This is a genomic window from Asticcacaulis machinosus (genome assembly GCF_028550435.1).
Classification (GTDB): domain Bacteria; phylum Pseudomonadota; class Alphaproteobacteria; order Caulobacterales; family Caulobacteraceae; genus Asticcacaulis; species Asticcacaulis machinosus.
This window is the reverse complement of record NZ_JAQQKV010000001.1, coordinates 708,354-729,363: the sequence shown is the minus strand read 5'-3', so window position 1 is coordinate 729,363 and position 21,010 is coordinate 708,354. Positions and strand designations below refer to the sequence as shown.

At 60.3% G+C, this 21,010-nt stretch carries 20 protein-coding genes; 13 read left to right on the top strand and 7 right to left on the bottom strand.

Annotated elements, in window-relative coordinates; translation table 11 throughout:
- The 4 genes from PQU98_RS03465 to PQU98_RS03450 form a co-directional block, all read right to left on the bottom strand.
- A complete protein-coding gene (locus tag PQU98_RS03465) occupies positions 1-600 on the bottom strand; it encodes a lasso peptide biosynthesis B2 protein (RefSeq protein ID WP_272743482.1) in 600 nt (199 codons plus the stop codon).
- Positions 601-717: 117 nt separating this feature from the next.
- A complete protein-coding gene (locus tag PQU98_RS03460; RefSeq protein ID WP_272743481.1) occupies positions 718-864 on the bottom strand; it encodes a benenodin family lasso peptide in 147 nt (48 codons plus the stop codon).
- A gap of 152 nt (positions 865-1,016) precedes the next feature.
- Complete coding sequence (locus PQU98_RS03455; RefSeq protein ID WP_272743480.1) at positions 1,017-1,709, bottom strand: GntR family transcriptional regulator; 693 nt, start codon at positions 1,707-1,709, stop codon at positions 1,017-1,019.
- A 351-nt stretch (positions 1,710-2,060) separates the two neighbouring features.
- Complete coding sequence (locus PQU98_RS03450; protein ID WP_272743479.1) at positions 2,061-2,495, bottom strand: hypothetical protein; 435 nt, start codon at positions 2,493-2,495, stop codon at positions 2,061-2,063.
- A 773-nt stretch (positions 2,496-3,268) separates the two neighbouring features.
- Here PQU98_RS03450 and PQU98_RS03445 point away from each other — a divergent pair.
- The 7 genes from PQU98_RS03445 (at position 3,269) to PQU98_RS03415 (ending at position 11,856) form a co-directional block, all read left to right on the top strand.
- Positions 3,269-5,323 (top strand): ParB/RepB/Spo0J family partition protein, encoded by a 2,055-nt coding sequence (locus PQU98_RS03445; protein ID WP_272743478.1) that lies wholly within the window; start codon positions 3,269-3,271, stop codon positions 5,321-5,323.
- A 692-nt stretch (positions 5,324-6,015) separates the two neighbouring features.
- Positions 6,016-6,324, top strand: a complete 309-nt coding sequence (locus PQU98_RS03440; protein WP_272743477.1) for a DUF736 domain-containing protein — start codon at positions 6,016-6,018, stop codon at positions 6,322-6,324.
- A 609-nt stretch (positions 6,325-6,933) separates the two neighbouring features.
- Complete coding sequence (locus tag PQU98_RS03435) at positions 6,934-8,124, top strand: DUF932 domain-containing protein (RefSeq protein WP_272743476.1); 1,191 nt, start codon at positions 6,934-6,936, stop codon at positions 8,122-8,124.
- Positions 8,125-8,409: 285 nt separating this feature from the next.
- Entirely contained in the window at positions 8,410-8,646 is a 237-nt protein-coding gene (locus PQU98_RS03430) for a helix-turn-helix domain-containing protein (RefSeq protein ID WP_272743475.1), read from the top strand.
- Positions 8,646-9,182: a S26 family signal peptidase gene (locus PQU98_RS03425; RefSeq protein WP_303649418.1), complete on the top strand. Its 537-nt coding sequence runs from the start codon at positions 8,646-8,648 to the stop codon at positions 9,180-9,182. The genes PQU98_RS03430 and PQU98_RS03425 overlap by 1 nt, the downstream gene beginning before the upstream one ends.
- The gene (locus PQU98_RS03420) at positions 9,182-9,784 is read left to right on the top strand and encodes a lytic transglycosylase domain-containing protein (protein WP_368408130.1); all 603 of its coding nucleotides are present in this window, start codon (positions 9,182-9,184) and stop codon (positions 9,782-9,784) included. Before PQU98_RS03425 ends, PQU98_RS03420 begins: the two co-directional genes overlap by 1 nt.
- Positions 9,785-9,933: 149 nt before the next feature.
- Positions 9,934-11,856 carry a DUF3363 domain-containing protein gene (locus PQU98_RS03415; protein WP_272743473.1) on the top strand — a complete coding sequence of 641 codons (1,923 nt, stop codon included), beginning with the start codon at positions 9,934-9,936 and terminating at the stop codon, positions 11,854-11,856.
- Here PQU98_RS03415 and PQU98_RS03410 read toward each other — a convergent pair.
- The 3 genes from PQU98_RS03410 to PQU98_RS03400 all read right to left on the bottom strand — a co-directional run bounded on the left by PQU98_RS03410 (position 11,853) and on the right by PQU98_RS03400 (position 14,171).
- Positions 11,853-12,929 (bottom strand): 5'-methylthioadenosine/S-adenosylhomocysteine nucleosidase family protein, encoded by a 1,077-nt coding sequence (locus tag PQU98_RS03410; protein ID WP_272743472.1) that lies wholly within the window; start codon positions 12,927-12,929, stop codon positions 11,853-11,855. The genes PQU98_RS03415 and PQU98_RS03410 overlap by 4 nt on opposite strands.
- Positions 12,926-13,366 carry a hypothetical protein gene (locus PQU98_RS03405; protein ID WP_272743471.1) on the bottom strand — a complete coding sequence of 147 codons (441 nt, stop codon included), beginning with the start codon at positions 13,364-13,366 and terminating at the stop codon, positions 12,926-12,928. The genes PQU98_RS03410 and PQU98_RS03405 overlap by 4 nt, the downstream gene beginning before the upstream one ends.
- A 271-nt stretch (positions 13,367-13,637) precedes the next feature.
- Positions 13,638-14,171 (bottom strand): hypothetical protein, encoded by a 534-nt coding sequence (locus PQU98_RS03400; protein ID WP_272743470.1) that lies wholly within the window; start codon positions 14,169-14,171, stop codon positions 13,638-13,640.
- Positions 14,172-14,538: 367 nt separating this feature from the next.
- On the opposite strand from PQU98_RS03400, the gene PQU98_RS03395 reads away from it, so the two are divergent.
- From PQU98_RS03395 to trbE, 6 genes are read left to right on the top strand one after another with little or no spacing between them, the layout of a single operon-like run.
- Positions 14,539-16,563 carry a conjugal transfer protein TraG gene (locus tag PQU98_RS03395; RefSeq protein ID WP_272743469.1) on the top strand — a complete coding sequence of 675 codons (2,025 nt, stop codon included), beginning with the start codon at positions 14,539-14,541 and terminating at the stop codon, positions 16,561-16,563.
- Positions 16,560-16,967 (top strand): ribbon-helix-helix domain-containing protein, encoded by a 408-nt coding sequence (locus tag PQU98_RS03390; protein ID WP_272743468.1) that lies wholly within the window; start codon positions 16,560-16,562, stop codon positions 16,965-16,967. The genes PQU98_RS03395 and PQU98_RS03390 overlap by 4 nt, the downstream gene beginning before the upstream one ends.
- Positions 16,964-17,950 (top strand): P-type conjugative transfer ATPase TrbB, encoded by a 987-nt coding sequence (trbB, locus tag PQU98_RS03385; protein ID WP_272743467.1) that lies wholly within the window; start codon positions 16,964-16,966, stop codon positions 17,948-17,950. The genes PQU98_RS03390 and trbB overlap by 4 nt, the downstream gene beginning before the upstream one ends.
- Positions 17,951-17,976: 26 nt before the next feature.
- Positions 17,977-18,312, top strand: coding sequence for a TrbC/VirB2 family type IV secretion system protein (locus PQU98_RS03380; protein WP_272743466.1), 336 nt, complete (start codon positions 17,977-17,979; stop codon positions 18,310-18,312).
- A complete protein-coding gene (locus PQU98_RS03375) occupies positions 18,312-18,575 on the top strand; it encodes a VirB3 family type IV secretion system protein (protein ID WP_272743465.1) in 264 nt (87 codons plus the stop codon). Before PQU98_RS03380 ends, PQU98_RS03375 begins: the two co-directional genes overlap by 1 nt.
- A complete protein-coding gene (trbE, locus tag PQU98_RS03370; RefSeq protein WP_272743464.1) occupies positions 18,569-21,001 on the top strand; it encodes a conjugal transfer protein TrbE in 2,433 nt (810 codons plus the stop codon). The genes PQU98_RS03375 and trbE overlap by 7 nt, the downstream gene beginning before the upstream one ends.
- Positions 21,002-21,010: the final 9 nt, after the last annotated feature.

Here is a 21,010-nt window from a genome sequence, read left to right as displayed (position 1 = left end):
TCATTGTATCCGAATCGGCTGGAAGGTTTGCGTGCTGCCGAGCGTGTCGTTCAAAATGATGCCATCATGTTCCACCCAGCAGTGCGCGCCAAAGGGCGTCAGGTTAACGGCGAAGATAAGCTTTGCAGCGTGGCCGCGGCGGCGCAGAAAGGCGAGCAACGCCAGCGAGTCCAGCAGGCAGATGGTATCGATGAAGCTGTACCGACGCGCGCGCCGGTGCCTGAGCGCAAGACAGTGAATGTCGGGGTGGGTGCGGGTTGCTGAATTTGGACGGGCTGCCGTCGCTTCCAGAAGGCTGAGGAGGGGCCGGGTTCTTAAGTGCCTCTGAAGGCGACCAACATCCGCGCAGACTTCGAGAATGTCGCCAACGCCGCACCTAGGCTCGCCCTGTCCCATTTCCAACAAGCTGTGAGACGGAACGGGATGGACGACCGGTGAGAACGCGAGGGACGGCTGCGCAGATGGCACGATAATATCTCGGTGTTGCAATGCGTGAAGCGTGTGTGCGGGGAGGTCGTCCGGCACGAGACCTTCCGCGAAAGGGGCCTCCAGTGAGGTGGGGAGATGGAAATACCGGTCTTTGGAAACGTCAAAAAACACCGGTCGCCCCGCAATAAGGCAATAGGTGAGCGTTTTAGGGAGGCGATAACTCTGTGACATGGGGGATGGCGGTTAGGGACAGGCGTGCGAGCGGGCCCGCACGCCTTCCGGCCCGTGTCAGTCTTCGGAAATGCCGGTAGGTTGAAAGCCGTTGGCTTCACCCGAGCCCGGAGGGCCGAGGGTGTCCACAGAGGCGACGCCCAGTTCGATGATATCTTCGACGAGTGGCGCGAAGTCAGTGGTCTTTTCCGTTTGGGTATTCATGGAAAGCTCCTATCAAAGGTTGAAGCCATGGGGATCATGGCAAAACCGAGAGTAGAGCCGAAGCGTGGCTATATGAATTTTATAATACAATTATAATCCGATTATAACGGACGAGGTCTAGGGATCGGATTAGATGCAAGCGCGTCTTATTTTTAGTTCTTGGGAAAACGGCGGTGGAGGAGGCGCACCATCTCCGGTAAGATCGCATATCGGCGCGTAAAGTAGGCGTCCAGCGCGGTCTCAAATTCGATCAGTGGTCCGAAGCGCCACAGAGCAATGAGTTGATCAAGTTCAGACCGACGGTCTGTCAGGAGGTCCTCTTTGAGTATCCGGATCAGGTGCAAACCGTCGTTGGCCCTCCGGACAGTCGCCTCCATGCCGTCATTGCCGCCAGCGATGGCCACGGCGAGAAAAAAGCGGGCAGTGGCATCTGCAATAGACATGGCCTGCATCTCTGGGAAGTCGATCTCGGCGAGGATGTCCGCCCCTGGCGGGGTGCCTTTGCGCGCTGAAGATAAAAGGGCCATATGCAACCATTCATAATGACCGCGGATGATGGGTTCGGTCACGTAGGGAACCGTGAAGCCTTCGCGACGATGGGCTTCCACCAGCCCCTCGGCTGACAGACGCCTCAGCGCTTCGCGAATAGGGATGTGGCTGGTGCCCACAAGCGATTTCAGGCGTTCGTTGTCGATACGCTGCCCCGGCCAGAACAGACCCTCTAAGATGGCCTGTTTGATAATCCCATACACCCTTTCATACGCCAGCGGCTTACCCACCATCGGCCAAACTCCTACCACCGCTCCAATAAAATGTGCGAAACCGGAAGGCGGCGCATCACCCATCAGGTCTCAGGGGATTTAAAGAGTGTGGGAGGAGGGGGGTAAAATCAAGAGTTGTGAAGGAACCAAATACCCGAACGCCCTTCCGAGGCTATTGAATCTAATATGGTTTGGGCGGTTAGCCGATTATAATTGGATTATAACGCAAGTGCGATAAGGACTTAATCTCGACAGATGCGAAAGTGTCACAATTGCGTGTAGAGTTGTTCTAAACTACTCCGGCGGTCGTGCTAACAAGCCTTTGAAAGCAAAGTGTTCCAGTTCGAAGTACGACCGCCCAAAGAGATGTCCCGTTGGGTAAAACGGATGCGCGCATAAGAAAAAGGGGGCTTAGGGGCGGCGAAGTGACGAAGGTCACTTTTTGTCCGTAAACTGACCGACGAATGCAATTATGGGCAAGAGGAAAGCAAAATAAGGATAACCTGCGGCAAGCGTGGAAAGCGGCGTCATCGCGATCGTAAAGAGGGTGAGCGTTGTGCTCTCGCCAAGCGTCTCCCAAGCTTTCATATGACCGATCTTCATACGCCCACCAACGGCCTTAATGTACTTCCCTGCCATGTCGGCGATAGTCGACAGTGTATTTGAGACCGAGCGAAGGAAGGATTTGCGCTCGATACCGGTTCCGCGATCCCCTTCCAGGGGGAGAATGAACGGTACACGTTCGGCTTCCAATTCGGCGTGGACTTCGGGCTCCAGAAGGTCGGTGTCAGCGAGCGTCTCAACGACCAGTTGCGCCGCCTCGATATTCCCACAGGCGCCACGAGATAGGGCCCAGGGCGGGATGGTCAATTTCCGCGTTATGTTCGATCCGAACGCCCATAGGCGCCTCTCCAGCCGAAGCGGAAGACCAGTCCAGGTCATCGGCGTCGAACCTATAGGTTTCGCCCGTCTCCTTGTGGCGAACGATCGCCTTTCCCTCTACGTCTATGTGCATAAGGCCCCCCGCGGCAATCTTCAGCGCCGAAAAAGGGCACGATGCAATCTTCTGGATTTAGGGGGCAGGTAGGCGCTGTTCAAGGGACGCGCTTACTTAAATTTTGTTGTTTTCAAGGGCTTCGGCGACGCGGGCGGGCTCTGGCCAACGCGCCGTGTCGTAATCCATGGTGATGTCACCCCAGAATGACTGTGTCGGGTCCTCGCGGCGGAACGGCGCGTAGACCTCGATGAGGGCGTGTTTAGCGCTTTAATAGCCGGTGACTTCCCGGCGATAGATAGTCTGTTCGTAGTCGATACCCTTATGGAGGGCGACGCAGACTTCCGTAAAATCTCCCATGTCTGTTTGCGCAAGGTAGCGATCCCGCAAGCAATGTATCTTTTCAAAAGATCTAAGGGCTCCGCCCTCGCGCGCCCAAGGGCAGGGGCCTCCGGCCCGGCCGGGCGGTCTCCCCGGCCTTCCGCGCGCTCAGTTCAGACTTAGTTTCACGCCAGTCATCGCTTGTGCAGGTCGGGTGATCCCCCTCCGCCCGACCGCCCTTGCGCTTGCTACCCCGGTCTCGCCGACGGGCAGGGTTTCAGCGCGGCCTTTTGCCCGCTGAAACCCTAACCTAGAAAAGGAACTGGCTATGTCTAAACTTGTTCTCAAGCCCGTCTCTACCGATCTGGTTCAGTCCGGCTTTCAAACCCTGATCCCCTTGGATCGCCTGACCAAATCCCCTGACAATGCCCGCAAGACCCCGCACAGCGCCGCATCTTTGGCCGGTTTGCGCGCCAGTATCGCCGCCAAGGGCATCCTGCAAAACCTGATCGTCAAGGCCGAAGTGGATGAGGCCGGGGCCGAAACCGGCTTCTATTTCGTGACGGCGGGCGAGGGCCGCAGACTGGCCCAGATCGCCCGCGCCAAGGACGGCGAAATCCCCCGTGACACGCCCATGCCCTGCGTCATTCGCGAAACCGATGACGCCCATGAGGTCAGTCTGGACGAAAACGTCACCCGCGAAGCCATGACCCCCGCCGATCAGTATGAGGCGTTCCGCGCCTTGAATATTGATCGCGGCATGGACGCCGCCGAGATCGCCGCCCGCTTCGGCGTGTCGGACCAGACCGTCAAGCAACGGCTGCGCCTCGGCGCGGTGTCGCCCGTCCTGATGCAGGCCTACCGCGACGAAAAGCTGACCCTGTCCCAACTCATGGCCTACGCCGTCACCGAAGACCACGCCCGTCAGGAAGCGGCCTTCGACCGGCTGAAAGGCGTTTATAATGAACCCTACCACATCAAACGTCTTCTGACCGAGGGGCAGGTGCCCCACACCGACCGCCGTGCCAGGCTGATCGGCATTGACGCCTATGAAACCGCCGGGGGCGTCATCGAGCGCGACCTGTTCACCGAAGACGGTGGTGGCTATTTCACCGACGCGGCGTTGCTGGACCAACTGGTCATGCAACATCTGGCGCAGGTTGCCGCTACCACCCGCCAAGCCGAAGGCTGGAAATGGGCCGAAGTCGCTTTGGATTACCCCTATAGCAACGGATGGGGTCGCGTTTACAAGGAGCCGCAAGACCTGTCAGCCGACGACCGCGCAGCTTTGTCGCTTGCACACGAAACCCTCGAAGACCTCGTCGCCCCCTTTGAAGGGGCCGACGAATTGCCCGATGACATCGACCGTCGGGCGGGCGAACTGGAGGCCGAAATCGAGCGCCTTGAAGCGCTGCAAGAGGCCTATCTACCGGACGATATCGCGCGCGGCGGTGTCTTTGTCAGCCTCGCCCATGACGGCACGGTCAATATCACACGGGGCCTGATCCGCCCCGAAGACGAGGTGCCCGAACCGGAAGACGAAGCGGCGGACGCACCGGAAACGGACGGCTTTACCCGCGACAGCACCGAAGCCAACCCAGACCCGGATGCGGAGGAAGACGGGGAGGCAGACGTGGCGGAGGACGTGCCGTTGTCCGACCTCCTGCTGCGCGACCTGACCACCCACCGCACACTCGCCCTGCGCTACGCTTTAGCCGAACAGCCGGAACTGGCCGCACGCTTCCTCGTCCATAAGCTCGCCCTCGACACCTTCTATAGGCAGCGCAGCGTCACCTGTCTCGACATCACCGCCCGCAGCGGACCAATTTCCAGCTTCGCCGACGGCCTGGACGAGACGCCCACGGCGGCGGCGCTCAATACCCGGCATGACGCATGGGCCGAAGGTTTGCCGGATTTTCCGGGCGACCTGTGGGCGCATATTCTGACACTGGACGCCGAAACCTTGGGGGCGCTCATGGCCCATTGCACGGCCTCGACCGTCTTCGCCGTGATCCAGCCCTACATGCCCAAGGCGGCCTATGCCGCGTCTATCGACATGGCGGCGCACCTCGGTCTGGATATGACGGGGCATTGGCGTCCGACCGTGCGCAGTTATTTCAGCCGCGTGACCAAGGGCCAAATTCTCGCCGCCGTGCGCCAAGCCGTGGGCGATGACGCCGCCGACCGTCTGACCAAACTGAAAAAGCCGGAAATGGCCGCTGCCGCCGAGCAACTGGTGGCCGCGACGGGCTGGCTTCCGATGTGCCTGCGTACACCCGTGCTGCCGGATCAGGATAAGCCGGATGAGCCGGATGAGGCGCTGGCCTTGCCCGCGCCGGAGGAGACGGACGGTCTGCCGGACCTGCCCGAAGCCGCAGAGTAGAGGGGACCGGGACCGCTTGGGCGGTCCCGGTCTTATCTTTTTAGACGGTCCCGCGCCGGTGGCGCGGGGCTTTTTTTGTCGCCCCAACGCCCTCGAAAAGACCCGGCAGCGAGGAACACGGGATCGGTTGAGGGGGGCTTCGACCACTCGCCGGTCTCTCATAATTGCCTTTGGCAGGGCTTTGCCCTGAAACAGGCGGGCATAGACCAGAGGCCGAAAAGGTGGCTCACCCATCTTGCACCGCGCGTTCACGTCCCGCGTCGGTGGTACGCTTCCCGTCTTTTGGCGTGTCCCTTCGACCCGATACGGGCGCGGCCATCGGGGGCTGTTTCGGAGGGCCGCAGACGTTTCGCCCCGCCGAGGGCTATTCGAACGGAGCCCCATCCCGATGGAGCCAGAGAACCCGGTGCGGATGTCCCGGCGGGCGACGACGGCGCACGGTTCGCCTCTGTCTGGCCGAGCCGCAAGCCTTGGCGCGACCTCGACGATGAGAGGTCTGAACGCAACCGGCCCTAAGCGCGCAACCGGCGCTGTGAGCTTTTTTCCGCCGCGCTTTGCGCTTTGCATCGCGAAGCAAAAAAGCCCCCACCGCCAGTCCTTCGGCCCTGCGGGTGCGCGCGGTCCGGCCCCGTTCGCACGACCCCCATCGAGGTCGCGATTGGCGCGGCCCGAGCGCAGAAAGGAACAAACCTATGTCCATTATCGGCACTTTTTCGAAATCCGAATCCGGCTTCTCTGGCTCCATCAAGACCGCGACCCTGAACTTCAAGGCCCGTCTGGTCGAAAGCGAGCCCGCTTCCGAAAACGCCCCCGACTACCGTGTCTATACCGGGCCGGCGGAAATCGGGGCCGGCTGGAAGCGCACCGCCGACAACGGGCGCGACTACGTCTCCCTCAAGCTCGACGACCCCTCCTTCCCGCATCCGATCTATGCCAGCCTGTTCCAGGACGAACACCCGGACACCTACAATCTGCTGTGGACCCGTCCGCAGTCGAAATAACGCCTCAACCCGACCCCGTGGCCAGCGCTGCGGGGTCTTTTCGTATGCATGCGGAGGCGGTTGGGGAGCGGCTTCGGGGGGCGAAGCCGCTCCGGTCATCGGAGTCGAGGGGGGGGGGGAATGATCCCGATGACCATGGGGGAACCTATCGCCTGACCCCTGTCGCCGCCACACACAAGGGTGTGAGGCAAATCGAATTGCAGCGTAAAAAAAAGAGACCTCGCCGGGGGCAACGGCGGGGTCTGTCGTTTAGCCTTGAGAGGGGGCGAACGGTCTTCAGGGGGGCTGGGAGACCGTCCGCAAGCCACCGGAGTCCGTGTTAGGGCGTTCCGGCGACTGGAGAACAATATATCCACCGAAAGCAGCGGAATTGAGATCGGAATAAGACAATTTAAGGCTAAGGGCTCCGCCCTCGCGCGGGTCAAGGGAGCGTCCCTGCAGTCCCGTTTCCGGCGGTCTCCCCGGCCTTCCTCCGCAACGGCTCCGTGCAGGCCGGGTGATCCCCCTCCGCCGGAAACGCCCTTGACCCTTGCTACCCCAGCTCTCGCCGAGGGGCAGGGTTTCAGCGCGGTCTTGCGCTGCAACCCAAGCCCAAAAGGAGCGTTTCAAATGTCCAATATCCCCTCTGATCCGACCGCCGTGTCCGGAGCCTTCGCCGTCAATCCGTTCCTCGGCAATCGTGATGGTCGTGTGTCCTCGCAGTGGTTTGCCCGCCCCGATGACGAGCGGTTTCTAAACCTAAATGACCTTTATGACGCTGTGAGAGGGCGGGCCGACAGCGCTCATGTCCGCACCGTCCCCAGTGATCAAGTCCGTGTGGAAGCCAGCTTAGAAGACGCCGAACGCCTCGCTCTGATTTGTCCCGGCAGACCCGATCCGATTGCCCCGACCCATTGGAGTTTCGGCCAACTGTGTACCCTTGTCGGTGCCCCTTCGGGATACCTGCGCCAGTTGCCCGCGCCCCTGTCAGGCATTAACCTGCAACACGGTCTGATGAACCACCGCGCCGAACAGATCAAGACACTGGAAACCGCAGATGGTGGCATCGAATTGCGCGCTGTGACAGGGCCAGACTATGGCCGCATCTGGGACCATGAACTGGTCAATGCCGTGCGCAAGATCGCCGGGAATGGCCTCGGCGAAACCCGCTGGAAAGTTCCCGGTGTGATGGACTGGACGACCCGAACCCACAACCCCTATGTGGACGTGACCAAGGAAACGACCACTCTTTACGCCTCAGACCGGGACGTGTTCCTGTTTTTGGTGGATGATACGCACCCCATCGAAGCGGGACGTTTGCCCAATGGCGACCCCGATGTCTATTTCAGGGGCTTCTATTGCTGGAACTCTGAGGTGGGATCGCGCAGCCTCGGCATTGCGTCGTTTTACCTGCGTGGCGTCTGTCAGAACCGGAATATCTGGGGGGTCGAAAACTTCGAATCCATCACCATCCGGCATTCCAAATTCGCCGCCGGACGCTTCGCCTATGAGGCTGCCCCCGCCCTGACCCGCTTCGCCAATTCGTCCCCAACGCCGTTTATCGAAGGCGTCAAAGCCGCGCGCGAAACCGTGGTGGCAAAGACCGATGACGAGCGCTCAGGCTTCCTCACCAAGCGCGGATTTACCAAGTCGGAAACCCAGAAAATCATCGACACCGTGCTGAAAGAAGAGGGCAAGAAGCCGGAAAGCGTCTTCGATTTCGTGCAGGGCATCACGGCATTAGCACGTCAGAAGCCGCACCAAGACAGCCGCCTCGACCTCGAAATGAAGGCCACGAAACTCATGGCCGCCGTCATCTGAAACCCCTTTCCCGCGCGGTTGGGTTAAGCCGCGCGGGTTCCTTTTTTTGAGCCCGGACCGAGCCCCAGCCCGAGCATTGTCCGGCGGCTCGCCCTGCCTTCGGCAGGGCTCGCGGGTCGAGCATAGTCAGACAGCCACAGGGACAAAGCCAGCGCGCGGGAGGGACGGACGTTTTCGCATCCCCCCGTTTTCGACCCTGCCGGGTCTCGTGTTTCACGCCCAGTCTTGTCGGCAGGCCCGCTCAATTGCGCGCCGGTGTCCACCATCCGACAAGAGGCGAATTCCATGTCCAATGAACAAGATCGTGCGGCCGCCGCCAAGAAGGGCAGCCCGTTTCTCAACACCAAACAAGCCGCGTTTTACATCGGTTTGTCGCCGCGTACCCTGGAGAAGATGCGACCCAAAAAGCGCGGTCCGGCCTATCGTAAGCATGGTCGCCATATCCGCTACCATATCGATGATCTCGACGCGTGGTCACAGGCGCACGGGGTGCAAATTCCGTCGAACGGGGAGGCCAAATAATGCGGCAAACCCCGTCACCCCAGCACCAGCGCCGCCGTCGTGGTCGCCACCTGGTTTTGTCCGGGATCACCACGGCCGCGCTCCTCAGTCTGGCGTTCAATCAGTGGGGTCGGGAGACGCCCATGGTCGTCTACAACGCCAGCGCCAGCGTCCCCAAAGGCTTCTACCGTGTATACCCTGTAAAGGTCCTGCACCGGGGCGATGTGGTGCTCATGACCACGCCGGCGAATGTCCGAGATCTGGCGGACAAACGCCGGTATCTCCCCAAATCGGTTCCCATGATCAAGACCGTCGCCGCACTCCCCGGCGACGAGATATGCGCCATTGGGATGACGATTTTGATCAATGGCCACAGCATTGCCACACGCCAAACCCGCGACGGGCAGGGGCGTCCTTTGCCACAGTGGCAAGACTGCCGATCTCTGCAATCCGGCGAATTTCTGCCGCTCAATCCTAACAGTCCGCACTCCTTCGATGGTCGCTATTTCGGGGCCGTTTCCATGGCCTTAGTACGCGGCCGACTGGAGCCTATGTGATGCGGGCGTTGCGGTTTCTACCGTGCCTAATCACCGGTTTTGGACTGGTAAGCGGGCCGGTGTGGGCGCAGTCTGAGACAAGTTTCTGGCGGGCTTGCATTATGCAAGCGAGTGCAGATTTCGCTATTCCCTTTCCATGGATCGACGCCGTCATACAGGCGGAAAGTGGGGGACGGACGCATTTGAACGGTCGGCCGATCACCTCCAAAGCCGGAGCCATGGGGTTGATGCAATTGATGCCCGGCACCTACGACATGATGCGCGTCCAACATGGTTTGGGACCTGATCCGCACGCCCCCTGCGACAACATCCGGGCCGGTACAGCCTATTTGCGCGCCATGTACGATCGCTTCGGCTACCCCGGTCTGTTCGGCGCCTACAACGCCGGGCCCGGACGGTACGCTGACTGGCTCAAAGGCCGTCCCCTGCCTTTGGAAACGCGCCTTTACCTCCGAACGGTTGTTCGCGCCGAGCCCACCCTGGCCTCGGGCATAGCCATTTTTGTCGGAGCGGACACGCCCCCTGAGCCGGTGCCCCCCGAAGGCGCCAACGGCTTGTTCGTGCCGCTGAGTCAGATGGCGCGACCGGAGGGCGGGCCGTGAAGAGAAGGGAAAAGGGATGGCAAGATAAAACCACGGCCTCCTATGTCGGCCAAGTCATTGTCTGCACATCGGATTTTAGGGAGGCAAGGCCGGGCGTGTGGAGGTGTTTAGGTCTAAAACACTGAAAAGTAACAGAAAAGGTGGCCTCCATGGTCTCAAAGGATGATGAGTTCAAACCTCGGCTCGGAAAGATGCGCGCGAGGGGCGAAGGCAGCTTTCGCGGTCAGGTTTTGCACGCCGTTCAGCGCGCTGGCGGCACGCGAAAGGGCGGCGTGCGCTTTGTCACTAAGGCGCGTATGGGGCGCGGGCGAGCGGTCATCGGTATCCGGCCCAAAGGCAGCCGCCACGTCATTATCAAAGCCCGTTTCACCCGGCTGGCCGGGAAGGGGTTGGGAGCCGCCCGCGCCCACCTCAAATACCTGCAACGCGATGGTACCACACGCGACGGGCGGGCCGGGGCCTTGTATGATCGCGACAATGACCGCGCGGACGGCAAGGCCTTCCTGGAAACCTGCGCCGACGACCGGCACCTGTTTCGGATCATCGTGGCCCCCGAGGATGGGGATCAGTATGACGACCTGAAGGGACTGACCCGACGCCTCATGTCCCAGATGGAAAAGGACTTGGGCACGGGGCTCGATTGGGTGGCTGTCGATCACTTTAACACGGGCCATCCCCACACCCATATCGCCATCCGGGGGCGCGACGATCAGGGGCAGGATCTGGTCATGGCTCGCGACTATATCAGCACTGGCATTCGTGCGCGGGCGGAGGCCCTGGTCACGCTCGATCTCGGGCCACAAACCGACCACGAAATCGCCGACAGTCTGCGCCGCGAAATCGATCAGCCGCGCCTAACCCGTATTGACCGTCAGCTTTGGCGTGACAAGGGCGCGGATCAGACCGTCGTTGCCAGGCATAGTGATGCGTTCCAACATAGCCTTCGCGCGGGCCGCCTCCAGACCCTGGGAGCTTTCGGATTGGCGGAAGACATGGGCGGCGGCCTGTGGCGGCTCAGCAACGATATGGAGACGACCCTACGACAGATGGGTGAGCGCGGCGATCTCATCAAATCCCTGACCTACGACATGAACGGAACGGACCTGCGTCACGCCGTCCTTCATTTGGATGCCAGCGAGCAGGCACCTGCCATCATTGGTGAGGTTCGTCGCCGGGGCGAACTGGACGATTTCGGGGAGCGGCAATATCTGGCCGTGGCCGCGACCGACGGACGCGACCACGTGTTCGACATCGGTCGACTGGGACCGGCCGACAGCATCGAGCCAGGGATGATCGTGCGGGTGGTGTCTGTGACGCCAGAACTGAAGCCTGCCGACCACACTATTTTCCGCGTGGCGACGGCCAATGGCAGCCTTTATGATATTGAAGCTCACCTGAAGGCTGATCCCTCCGCTACCGATACTTTTGCCCAGACCCATATTCGGCGTCTGGAAGCCATTCGACGCGCGACCGGCGGTGTCGAGCGGTTGGAAAGCGGAAGCTTTGTAATCTCACCTTCCTACGGCGAAAACGCACTGGCCTACGAGCGCCATCAGGCCCGCCTCAAACCCGTGCAGATCGAGCGGCTATCGTCCTTGCCTTTGGAGCGACTGGCTCAGTATCCGGGGCTGACCTGGCTTGACCGGGAAATGGGGCCCGATGTCTCCGACGTGGCGTTCGGTGGCCGGGTCGGGCAGGCCCGTATCGCCCGTGCAGCCTGGTTGGCGTCTGAAGGGATGGGCGTACCGGTCGAGGGCCAGCAGGTACTGTCGCCAGCCGAGCGCGAGGGCCTTCGGCGGCGTGAATGGGACTCAATCGCCCGGCGTGTCGTGGCGGACGGCGAGAAGCCCTATGTGCCAGCACGGCAGGGTGAGCGCGTGGAAGGCAAACTTCTGGGCTATCGCGACACCGCCGAAGGACGTCTGGCCGTCATCGAGCGCGCGCGGGATTTTACGCTGGTGCCGTGGCGGCCGGTGCTGGAGCCGCATGTGGGCAAGAGTGTGGCCGGTGTATTCGACAGAGGCACCATCAACTGGTCAATTGGACGCTCCCGAGGAAGGGGCGTGGACTAGGTATCGAATAGACTTAGGAAATCCATACCCTCTATTATTCGGAGTGTTGCTTCTGACGCGTTTTGGACCGCGACTAAACGGGTTGCATTGCCGGACAAATCATCGGTGCCAACCTTTTCTTCGCAAAGATCTGACACACCACGGACCACAATGCCGCCGACAGTGTTGCCAATGTTTACCCGAAGGGTTTCGACCGCTTTTAGTACGCCGTAACTTTCCATATCAACCGCCAGAATCTCACCGGCCTTCCAATGCGATCGATCCGGCTCCGCCGTTTGCATGTGGATATCAAGATGAAGGGAGGTATTTTTATCGAGTAGATAGTCGCGAAATTCCGCGCTGTCGACGACCTGCGAACTCGCTAGAAGCCAACCACTATGAATAGCGCCGCCTGACCGGGCACTGTAGGCTGCCTTGTATTTATCAGGCACGACCGCGTCTGGCACGCGATTCATCCATGTGAGATCGGTGCATAAATCATGCTCCGCTTTCCCCAATAAATCATGTGTCCCCTCGGACTCGATGAATCGGCGCTCGTAGCGAAAAAACGAAGAGTCCATAAATTTGTCACGTTTATCAACAATCAACGCTGCGCCTTGATCGGGAGCATCGCTAAACCTATAGCGGTTTTTACCCTGCTTTTTTGCTCCGATGTCCGCGACCTTGTCGCTCATATACAATTTGGCTTGGTTAGATAAAATAACGTCACCCAATTGCACTTTTTCCGGGTGCAAAGAGCCACCAAGGCCCACCAAAATGACAAGATCGGGATGGAGGCGAGTCGTCGCTTCGGTTGTGCCTAAAACCGCCTCGATATTGCCCATCCCCTTCAGGCCCTGCACAGATATGAGGACGGGACCGACCTCAGAGTGGAAATCACAGGTATAGGTACGTCGAGGCGAAGGCGGCACGTTTTTCCATCTCGTATTACCGCGCGCTCTCAGGACCGAATGAAAGGTGTTGTTTTCTTCTTGCAGCGCTATCACAACGACGATGATGGCTGCGTAAGGGATACCGTGCGGTGGTGCCGGGGTATTTCCCGACGGCTTTGGTCTACGTGAGTTATTTTTCATTTTATACGAATAGCTTTTCCGTCGGCGTTCGCTTTTATATCGATCACGGTGAACATGTCCCTGGTTTCCCACAAGCGCTTAGCGGCAATGGCCACGAGACCGGCCGGAACGTGATCGGGAAAACCGTAGCGAACTGTCACGCACCCCACAACTATGTCGAGCACATCGACTTCGTCACCGAGGGTCGATTGAAACAGGCTTTTAACTCGATAAATCGCTCCGAACACGCCTCGACGGCTCTGCGGTAGATCGGTCCCTAAATTTGCCTTCTTATTTTCCGGCCAAGGCATGTCGAACACGACTTTAATGTACCGGGTCCTTCTGATCGCCTGACCAGATGAATCCCGGCCGGTGTAAACAGTCCTGCCAAAAGGGGCCTGAGGTTCAGAGAGTTTACTTAAAAAATCGTACCTCGCGACTCGAACTAGTTCAGCCATTCGATACTCCATTCAGGTATCCGTGTTCTCAAGAGGAATCGATTCGTGATTCGTAGAAAGTGCGAACTTGCGCAGAAGTTGAAATTGTCGATGGTTAAAGGGTGGCCCGCATCAACCAGACGACTGTAGGGCTCAGCGGCTAGCCGAGCGACGCTGCGTCTATAGTGATACAAGTCAAATAAAGGGGCGATGCAGTTATCAGACAGATATGAATTACATGCCTGTATCCAACTGCTGTTCTGTAGAGGAGTGTCGTCCGCTCTAAGCTGGATCATGGCCTCAACCCAAATGTCCCATCTTCATACTGGGGACGGATTCGTCTTAATTTTGAGTAAAGCCGCTGTGTATGAGTCAGCTTGCCGTACTTTGCGTCGTTCATAGGGATGACGACGGTGTAAAAAATATTCAATCCTTGAAAGTTGCACAGCATTGAAGCCAGTTTTCGATCAATCAAGCCATTTGTGTGCATTTCCGCAATATTGACGAAATACCGATTCACCTCTCGGCGTGCTCGATCGAGTTCACGGCCAAGTTCAGTTCCTCGCGCAAATTCAGAGGTAAACCGTTCTGGAAGGCTCGCACCGAGCTCTGTGTGAAGAAGTGTAAGCTTTAGAAGTGCATCATGCATCTCAGGAGTGTTGTAACGCTGTGTAAATTCCAGATAGAAGCCAGCCTTGTTGGCTTTAGTCGTCTGGTTGTGCGTGACAATCGGCACGATAATCCCTGTGATGCCCGCTAAAACCGCAGCACCTGCCGATACAAACGCCCACAGTACTGCAGAAGTTCCGAAAACTACTCCGACCACGTCCAGTCCCCCGACCCAAACCTTGAAGATAAACACCGTCTTGCAACCTACGCAATCTGCCTATCGGATTCCATTTCCATGAGTGGCGAAAATGCTGCGCTTACCCCTTTGACGGGTATTTGGCTTAGATCAGTCTGGCCCCCCAAAAGAACCAGGACTTCTCGTTTTCTAGGCCTTAGCCCGGACGGCTACTTTGGGCAGGTCTGTTCTGTAGAACGGATATCAAGGGGAGGCGGAAACTTTTTCACTACGGACCTCCGGGTTTAGAGATGTACCGGTGCAGAAAGGAGGTAATGGGTACAAACGGGCTATCTGCGATTTCAGTCAATATTGCCATCATCGCGCAAGTTGTTTTCGGACCTGCGCAATGACCCCCACCAAAATCCTTTTCGGCCAAATCCTGATCGTCCTCGCCATAGTCGTGTTGGGCGCGTGGGCGGCGACGCAATGGGCTGCCGCGCAACTGGCCTACCAGCCGCAACTCGGTCCCGCTTGGGCGGTTTGGTGGGGTGTACCGGTCTATCGTCCGTGGCAAGTCTTCATCTGGTGGTTTCACTATGAGGCCTACGCGCCTGAGGTTTTCTACCGCGCAGGCGTGCTGGCGGCCTCCAGTGGGTTTTTGGCATGCGGTGCTGCGATTGCCGGTTCGGTCTGGCGCGCTCGTCAGGCCAAATTGGTCACCACCTATGGCTCCGCCCGCTGGGCGTCGCGCCAGGAAATCGAAGCCGCAGGTCTGTTTCGAGATAAGGGCGTGTTCCTCGGAAGGGTCGGCGGCGATTATCTGCGCCATGACGGCCCCGAACACGTCATGGCGTTTGCGCCAACGCGGTCCGGTAAAGGCGTCGGCCTTGTGGTGCCGACTCTGCTATCGTGGAACGGTTCCGCTGTCATCCACGATATCAAAGGCGAAAACTGGGAACTCACCGCCGGGTGGCGTTCGACCTTCTCACATTGCCTCCTGTTCAATCCGACCGATTTACGCTCGGCGTGCTACAATCCCCTGCTGGAAGTGCGCAAGGGCCCCAATGAGGTGCGCGATGTTCAGAACATCGCCGATATCCTGGTCGATCCGGAAGGGTCGATTGAACACCGTAGTCACTGGGAAAAAACCAGTCATTCCTTACTCGTAGGCGTCATTCTTCATGTGCTTTACGCCGAGGAGGAAAAGACCCTCGCGCGGGTCGCCACCTTCCTGTCGGACCCGCAGCGCACGTTTGATTACACCCTGCACCGCATGCTCAGCACAAACCATCTGGGGGACAAGGCCCATCCCAAAGCCCATCCGGTGGTGGCCTCTGCTGCCCGCGAAATTCTCAACAAGTCCGAAAACGAACGCTCAGGCGTCTTGTCGACGGCCATGTCTTTTCTGGGGCTATACCGCGATCCCGTGATCTCGCGGACTACTTCGCATTGCGACTGGCGTATCTCAGACCTGATGGACGCCGAACACCCGGTTTCTCTTTATCTGGTCATTCCGCCGTCTGACCTGTCGCGCACCAAGCCCTTGGTTCGCCTGATCCTCAATCAGATCGGACGCCGCCTGACCGAACGCCTCGAAGGCGACCCGTCCAAATCCCGTCGCCATCAACTGTTGATGATGCTCGACGAGTTTCCCGCTTTGGGACGGCTGGACTTCTTTGAGACGGCACTGGCCTTCATGGCCGGATACGGCGTCCGCGCCTTCTTAATCGCCCAAAGCCTCAACCAGATCAGCAAGGCCTACGGCGAAAACAACTCGATCCTAGATAACTGCCATGTGCGCGTGGCCTTCTCGACCAATGACGAGCGCACCGCCAAGCGGATCTCCGACGCTTTGGGCACCGCCACGGAACTGCGCGCGCAGCGGAATTACGCCGGTCATCGGCTGTCGCCCTGGCTCGCCCATGTCATGGTGTCCCGCCAGGAGACCGCCCGCCAGCTTCTCACGCCCGGCGAGGTGATGCAATTGCCGCCACAGGATGAACTGGTACTGGTGTCGGGCCTGGCACCGGTCCGGGCCAAGAAGCTTCGCTATTTCGAAGACGCCAATTTCATGTGCCGTCGCCTGCCGCCCCCTGCCTTGACCGAGGCTGGTTATGCTGATCGTCCGGCCGCGCGCCCCGATGATTGGGACGGACGCGTACGCGCCACTTCCCGCCAGCTCGCTGCGGCGCTGGAAGCCAAGCCCGAAGAGGCGGAAGACGAGGGCGGATTACAGCTTCAGCGCCACCCCAGTCTGGGTGATGAAACCGACGCCACTGAACCCGCTATCGAGGGCGACACGGAGCGCACGGCTGAAGACGACAGCGATCTGGCGGCGGACAAGCGGGCACTGGACCGCGTGCGGACCTTGACGCCGGTGCAACGGGCCGCCGCCCTGAACGTCGATCGCGAATTTGGAGTGGATCGATGAAACCTCACCGCATTCGCCATCAGTTTCATCTCAATGCTGATCTGAGCCGCAAACTTGATGCGCTGGCCACCGAGCCCGGGCGCACTAAATCCGCCGTGCTGGAGGCCGCTATCTTGGCCTGGATCGAGCGGCGAGGTGCCAATGAACTGGATGAACGCTTCTCTGTCCGCCTCAACCGCTTGAGCCGTCAGCTTGATCGCATTGAGCGCGACCAGAAGATCATCCTCGAAAGCCTGGCCCTTTACATCCGCCAAACGCTTCAGCGCGACGCCCATCTCCCGGACCCCGATCCCGCCGCGCGCGCCCGGGGCCGCGAGCGGTTCGAAGCCTTCATCGAACAGGTCGGCCGCAAGCTGGCTCAAGGCCGCTCCGACCTCTCCCCCTCAGAGGACTTACCGTCATGACGCCGTCTCCGTCCGCGCGCCGCCTGCGCGAAATGCTGCGCACCGCCTTTGGGGACGCAATCAACGCCGCCCTCAATGACCCCTTGGTGATCGAAATACTCGTCAATCCCGACGGTACGGTCTGGCTCGATAGGGCCGGCGAGGGACGTGTAGTGACCGATGTGGTCCTGCCGCCCGCCGACCGTGAACGCATCGTGCGTCTGGTGGCCAGCCACGTCGCCGTTGAGGTGCATGCCGAAGCGCCGATCGTCTCGGCGGAACTCCCGACCTTTCTGCCGGACCGCCGGGGAGAACGCTTCGAAGGCCTGTTGCCGCCCGTGGTGGAAGGGGCCTGTTTCGCCATCCGCAAACCGGCGTCTCGCGTCTTCACCCTGGGGGACTATGTCAGTGACGGCATGTTGTCATCGGTTCAGGCGCGCCTTTTGCGCTCGGCCGTTCAGGATCGCCGCAACATCCTGATTGCCGGCGGCACGTCGTCGGGCAAGACCACCTTCGCTAACGCGCTTCTGGCGGAAGTCGCGGCCCTGAATGATCGCGTCGTGCTCATCGAGGATACGCGCGAACTGCAATGTGCAGCACGCGATGTGGTGGCCTTGCGCACGCGCGCCGGGGTCGCGTCGTTGAGCGATCTGGTGCGCTCGACGCTCCGCCTGCGGCCCGATCGGATTATCGTCGGCGAAGTGCGCGGCGGCGAAGCCTTAGAACTGCTCAAGGCCTGGAACACCGGGCATCCCGGCGGCGTCGCCACGCTTCATGCCAATTCGGCGATCGGTGCGCTCTATCGGTTGGAGCAACTCATTCAGGAAGCGGTCGTCCACGTACCGCGCCGTCTGATCGCCGATGCCGTCGACGTTGTCGTCTTTATCCAAAACCACAACCCATTTACCCGCACGCCGCGTCGGGTCGAGGCCGTGATGGCGCTCGATGGCCTGATCGCCGAGGGCGATTACCGACTTCGACCGCTAGAGGCGGCGGAGACCTGACTTCAACCTCAACCTGGAGATATCTGATGTATAAATCTTTTTCGAATATGGACCGGGCGCGTTACGCGCTTCCGCTGGCCCTTGGTCTGGCACTCGCCCTCTCGACCTCCGGCGCGCTGGCCGCCGGTTCCGGTATGCCGTGGGAGGCGCCGCTTCAGCAGATCCTCGACAGCGTACAAGGGCCGGTCGCCAAGATCGTGGCGGTTCTGGCCATCGTCATCACCGGCCTGGCCCTGGCCTTCGGTGAGACCAGCGGGGGCTTGCGCAAGCTGATCCAGATCGTGCTCGGGCTCTCGATCGCCTTTGCGGCGTCGAGCTTCTTTCTGACGTTCTTCTCCTTTGGCGGCGGGGCGTTGATCTGATGAGCGCGGCGGTCGAAGGCTTCGAGGTGCCACTGCATCAGGCGCTCACCCAATCCCTGCTTCTGGGCGGCGCGCCCCGGGGTCTGGCTTTGCTCAACGGCACGCTCGCCGCAGCGCTGGGCCTAGGCCTGCAAATGTGGATTCCAGCCCTTTGCCTTTGGGTATCGGGTCACACCCTCGCGGTCTTCGCCGCCAAACACGATCCCCACTGCGTCGCCGTCACTCTGCGCCACCTGCGCCAGAAGGGCTATTTCTCATGCTGAACCTGCGTCAATACCGTCAGACCCTGGATCGTCTGGCCGATCATCTGCCTTGGGCTGTGCTGGCGGCCCCCGGCGTCGTCCTCAACAAGGACGGAAGCTTCCAGCGCACCGCCAGCTACGAAGGGCCGGACGTCGAAAGCGCCACGCCCGAAGAACTGGTGGCGCTGTCGGCCCGGCTTAACAACGTGTTCCGGCGGTTGGGCTCCGGCTGGGCGGTCTTCTTTGAGGCGCGGCGCGGTCGGGCCCAAGCTTACCCTGATGTGGGTGCCGAAACCGGTCTGGCCCGACTGATCGACGAAGAACGTAGAGCGACCTTCGCGGGCGAGGAAGGGCAACATTTCGAATCGCGCTATCATCTGACGCTGGTCTTCATGCCCCCGGCCGATCAGATCGATGGCATGGGCGAAGCCTTCGTCGAGCGCGAAGACAAGGTGACGGGCCGCGACTGGCACGACGTCCTGCGCAAATTCGTCGACCGGACCAATGCGGTGTTCGATCTTCTGGGTTCAGTCCTCCCGTCTATCCGGGCACTGGACGATGGGGAGACACTGACCTACCTGCACGCCTGCGTCTCGACCAAGGACCACCGCGTCGCCGTGCCGGACGTCCCGGTCTATCTCGACGCCATCCTGACCGATACTTCCTTGTCCGGCGGACTGGAGCCCCGACTGGGTGATCAGCACCTGCGCACACTGACGATTTTGGGCTTCCCCAACCACACCCGCCCGGCCTTGCTCGACGCGCTCAATCACCTTGATCTCGATTATCGCTGGTGCACGCGCTTTATCGCGCTTGATAAGCCCGAAGCGGTGAAGACCCTGACGAAGCTGCGCAAGCAGTGGTTCGCCAAGCGCAAGTCGGTCGCCTCGCTCATGCGCGAAGTGCTCTACAAAGAAGCCTCGGCGCTCACCGACACCGATGCCGACAATAAAGTCGCCGACGTCGATCTCGCCTTGCAAGCCATCGGCGGTGATCATGTGGGCTTTGGCTATCTCACCACCACGCTGACGGTCATGGGGCCGGATCGTGAGACGGTCAATGACCGCCTGCGTCAGATCGAGCGTGTCATCAATGGGCTGGGCTTCACCGCCATCGCCGAAAGCCTCAACGCCGTGGAAGCCTGGCTCGGCAGCCTGCCGGGGCATCTCTACGCCAATGTGCGCCAACCCCTGGTTCACACGTTGAACCTTGGCCATTTGGCGCCGATGTCGACCCTATGGGCGGGACCTGAGCGCAACGCCCATCTCAACGGTCCCGCGCTGTTCCACGCGGTCAGCACGGGCTCGACGCCGTTCCGGTTTTCGACCCATGTCGCCGATGTCGGCCATATGCTGGTGCTAGGGCCAACGGGGGCTGGCAAATCCGTGCTGTTGGCCTTTATGGCGGTGTCGTTCCCGCGCTATGCCGACGCGCAGGTCTTTGTGTTCGACAAGGGAGGTTCCGCCCGGGCCGCGATACTGTCCCTGGGCGGCAGCCATCACGCGATCGGCCGGGACGGGGAGGTGGCTTTTCAGCCGCTGCGCCATATCGATGAGGTGTCCGAGCGGACCTGGGCGCTCGATTGGCTGTCGGCGCTGCTCGACCAGCAGGGCTTTGATCTGTCGCTGGAAGGACGTGATGCGCTTTGGGCGGCGCTGGAAGCGCTGGCGGGCGCACCGGTCGAACAGCGCACGCTCACGGGTCTTTGTGCGGTCCTGTCGTTCAACGACATCAAGGTAGCGCTTCGGCCGTTTACGTTGGACGGTCCCTACGGGCACATCCTCGATGCCGACCACGAGACGCTGGCGCTGACGGCGATCCACGGTTTTGAGATGGAAAACCTGATGAACGACCGGCAACTGGTCGCGCCAGTCCTGACCTATCTCTTCCACCGCCTCGAAGCCCGCTTCGATGGCCGTCCGACTCTGATGATCCTTGACGAAGCCTGGGTCTTCCTCGACCACCCGCTGTTTGCCGCCCGCATCCGGGAGTGGCTGAAAGTCCTTCGCAAAAAGAATGTAAGCGTCCTGTTCGCCACCCAGAGCCTTGCTGATGTGGTCGATAGCCCCATCGCCCCGGTGCTGATCGAATCCTGCCCGCAGCGTTTGTTCCTGCCCAATGAGCGCGCCGTCGAACCGCAAAGCCGGGCGGCCTATCAACGCCTTGGTTTGAACGATCGTCAGATCAGCCTCATCGGGCAAGCCACACCCAAGCGCCACTACTACCTGCAATCCCGGCGCGGCAACCGTCTGTTCGACCTACGCCTGGGGCCAGTGGCGCTGGCCGTCTGCGCGGCATCGAGCCCGGACGACCAAAGGCTGATCGATGCGGTGCTAGCCGAAGGGCCACCGGAAACCTTTGGCGTCCGCTATCTCGCCGCGCGCGGTCTGCCCTGGGTGGCGGACCTGATGACGGTCACAGAAACCCCGCCGGCTTGGGGTCAATGAGCCGAATTT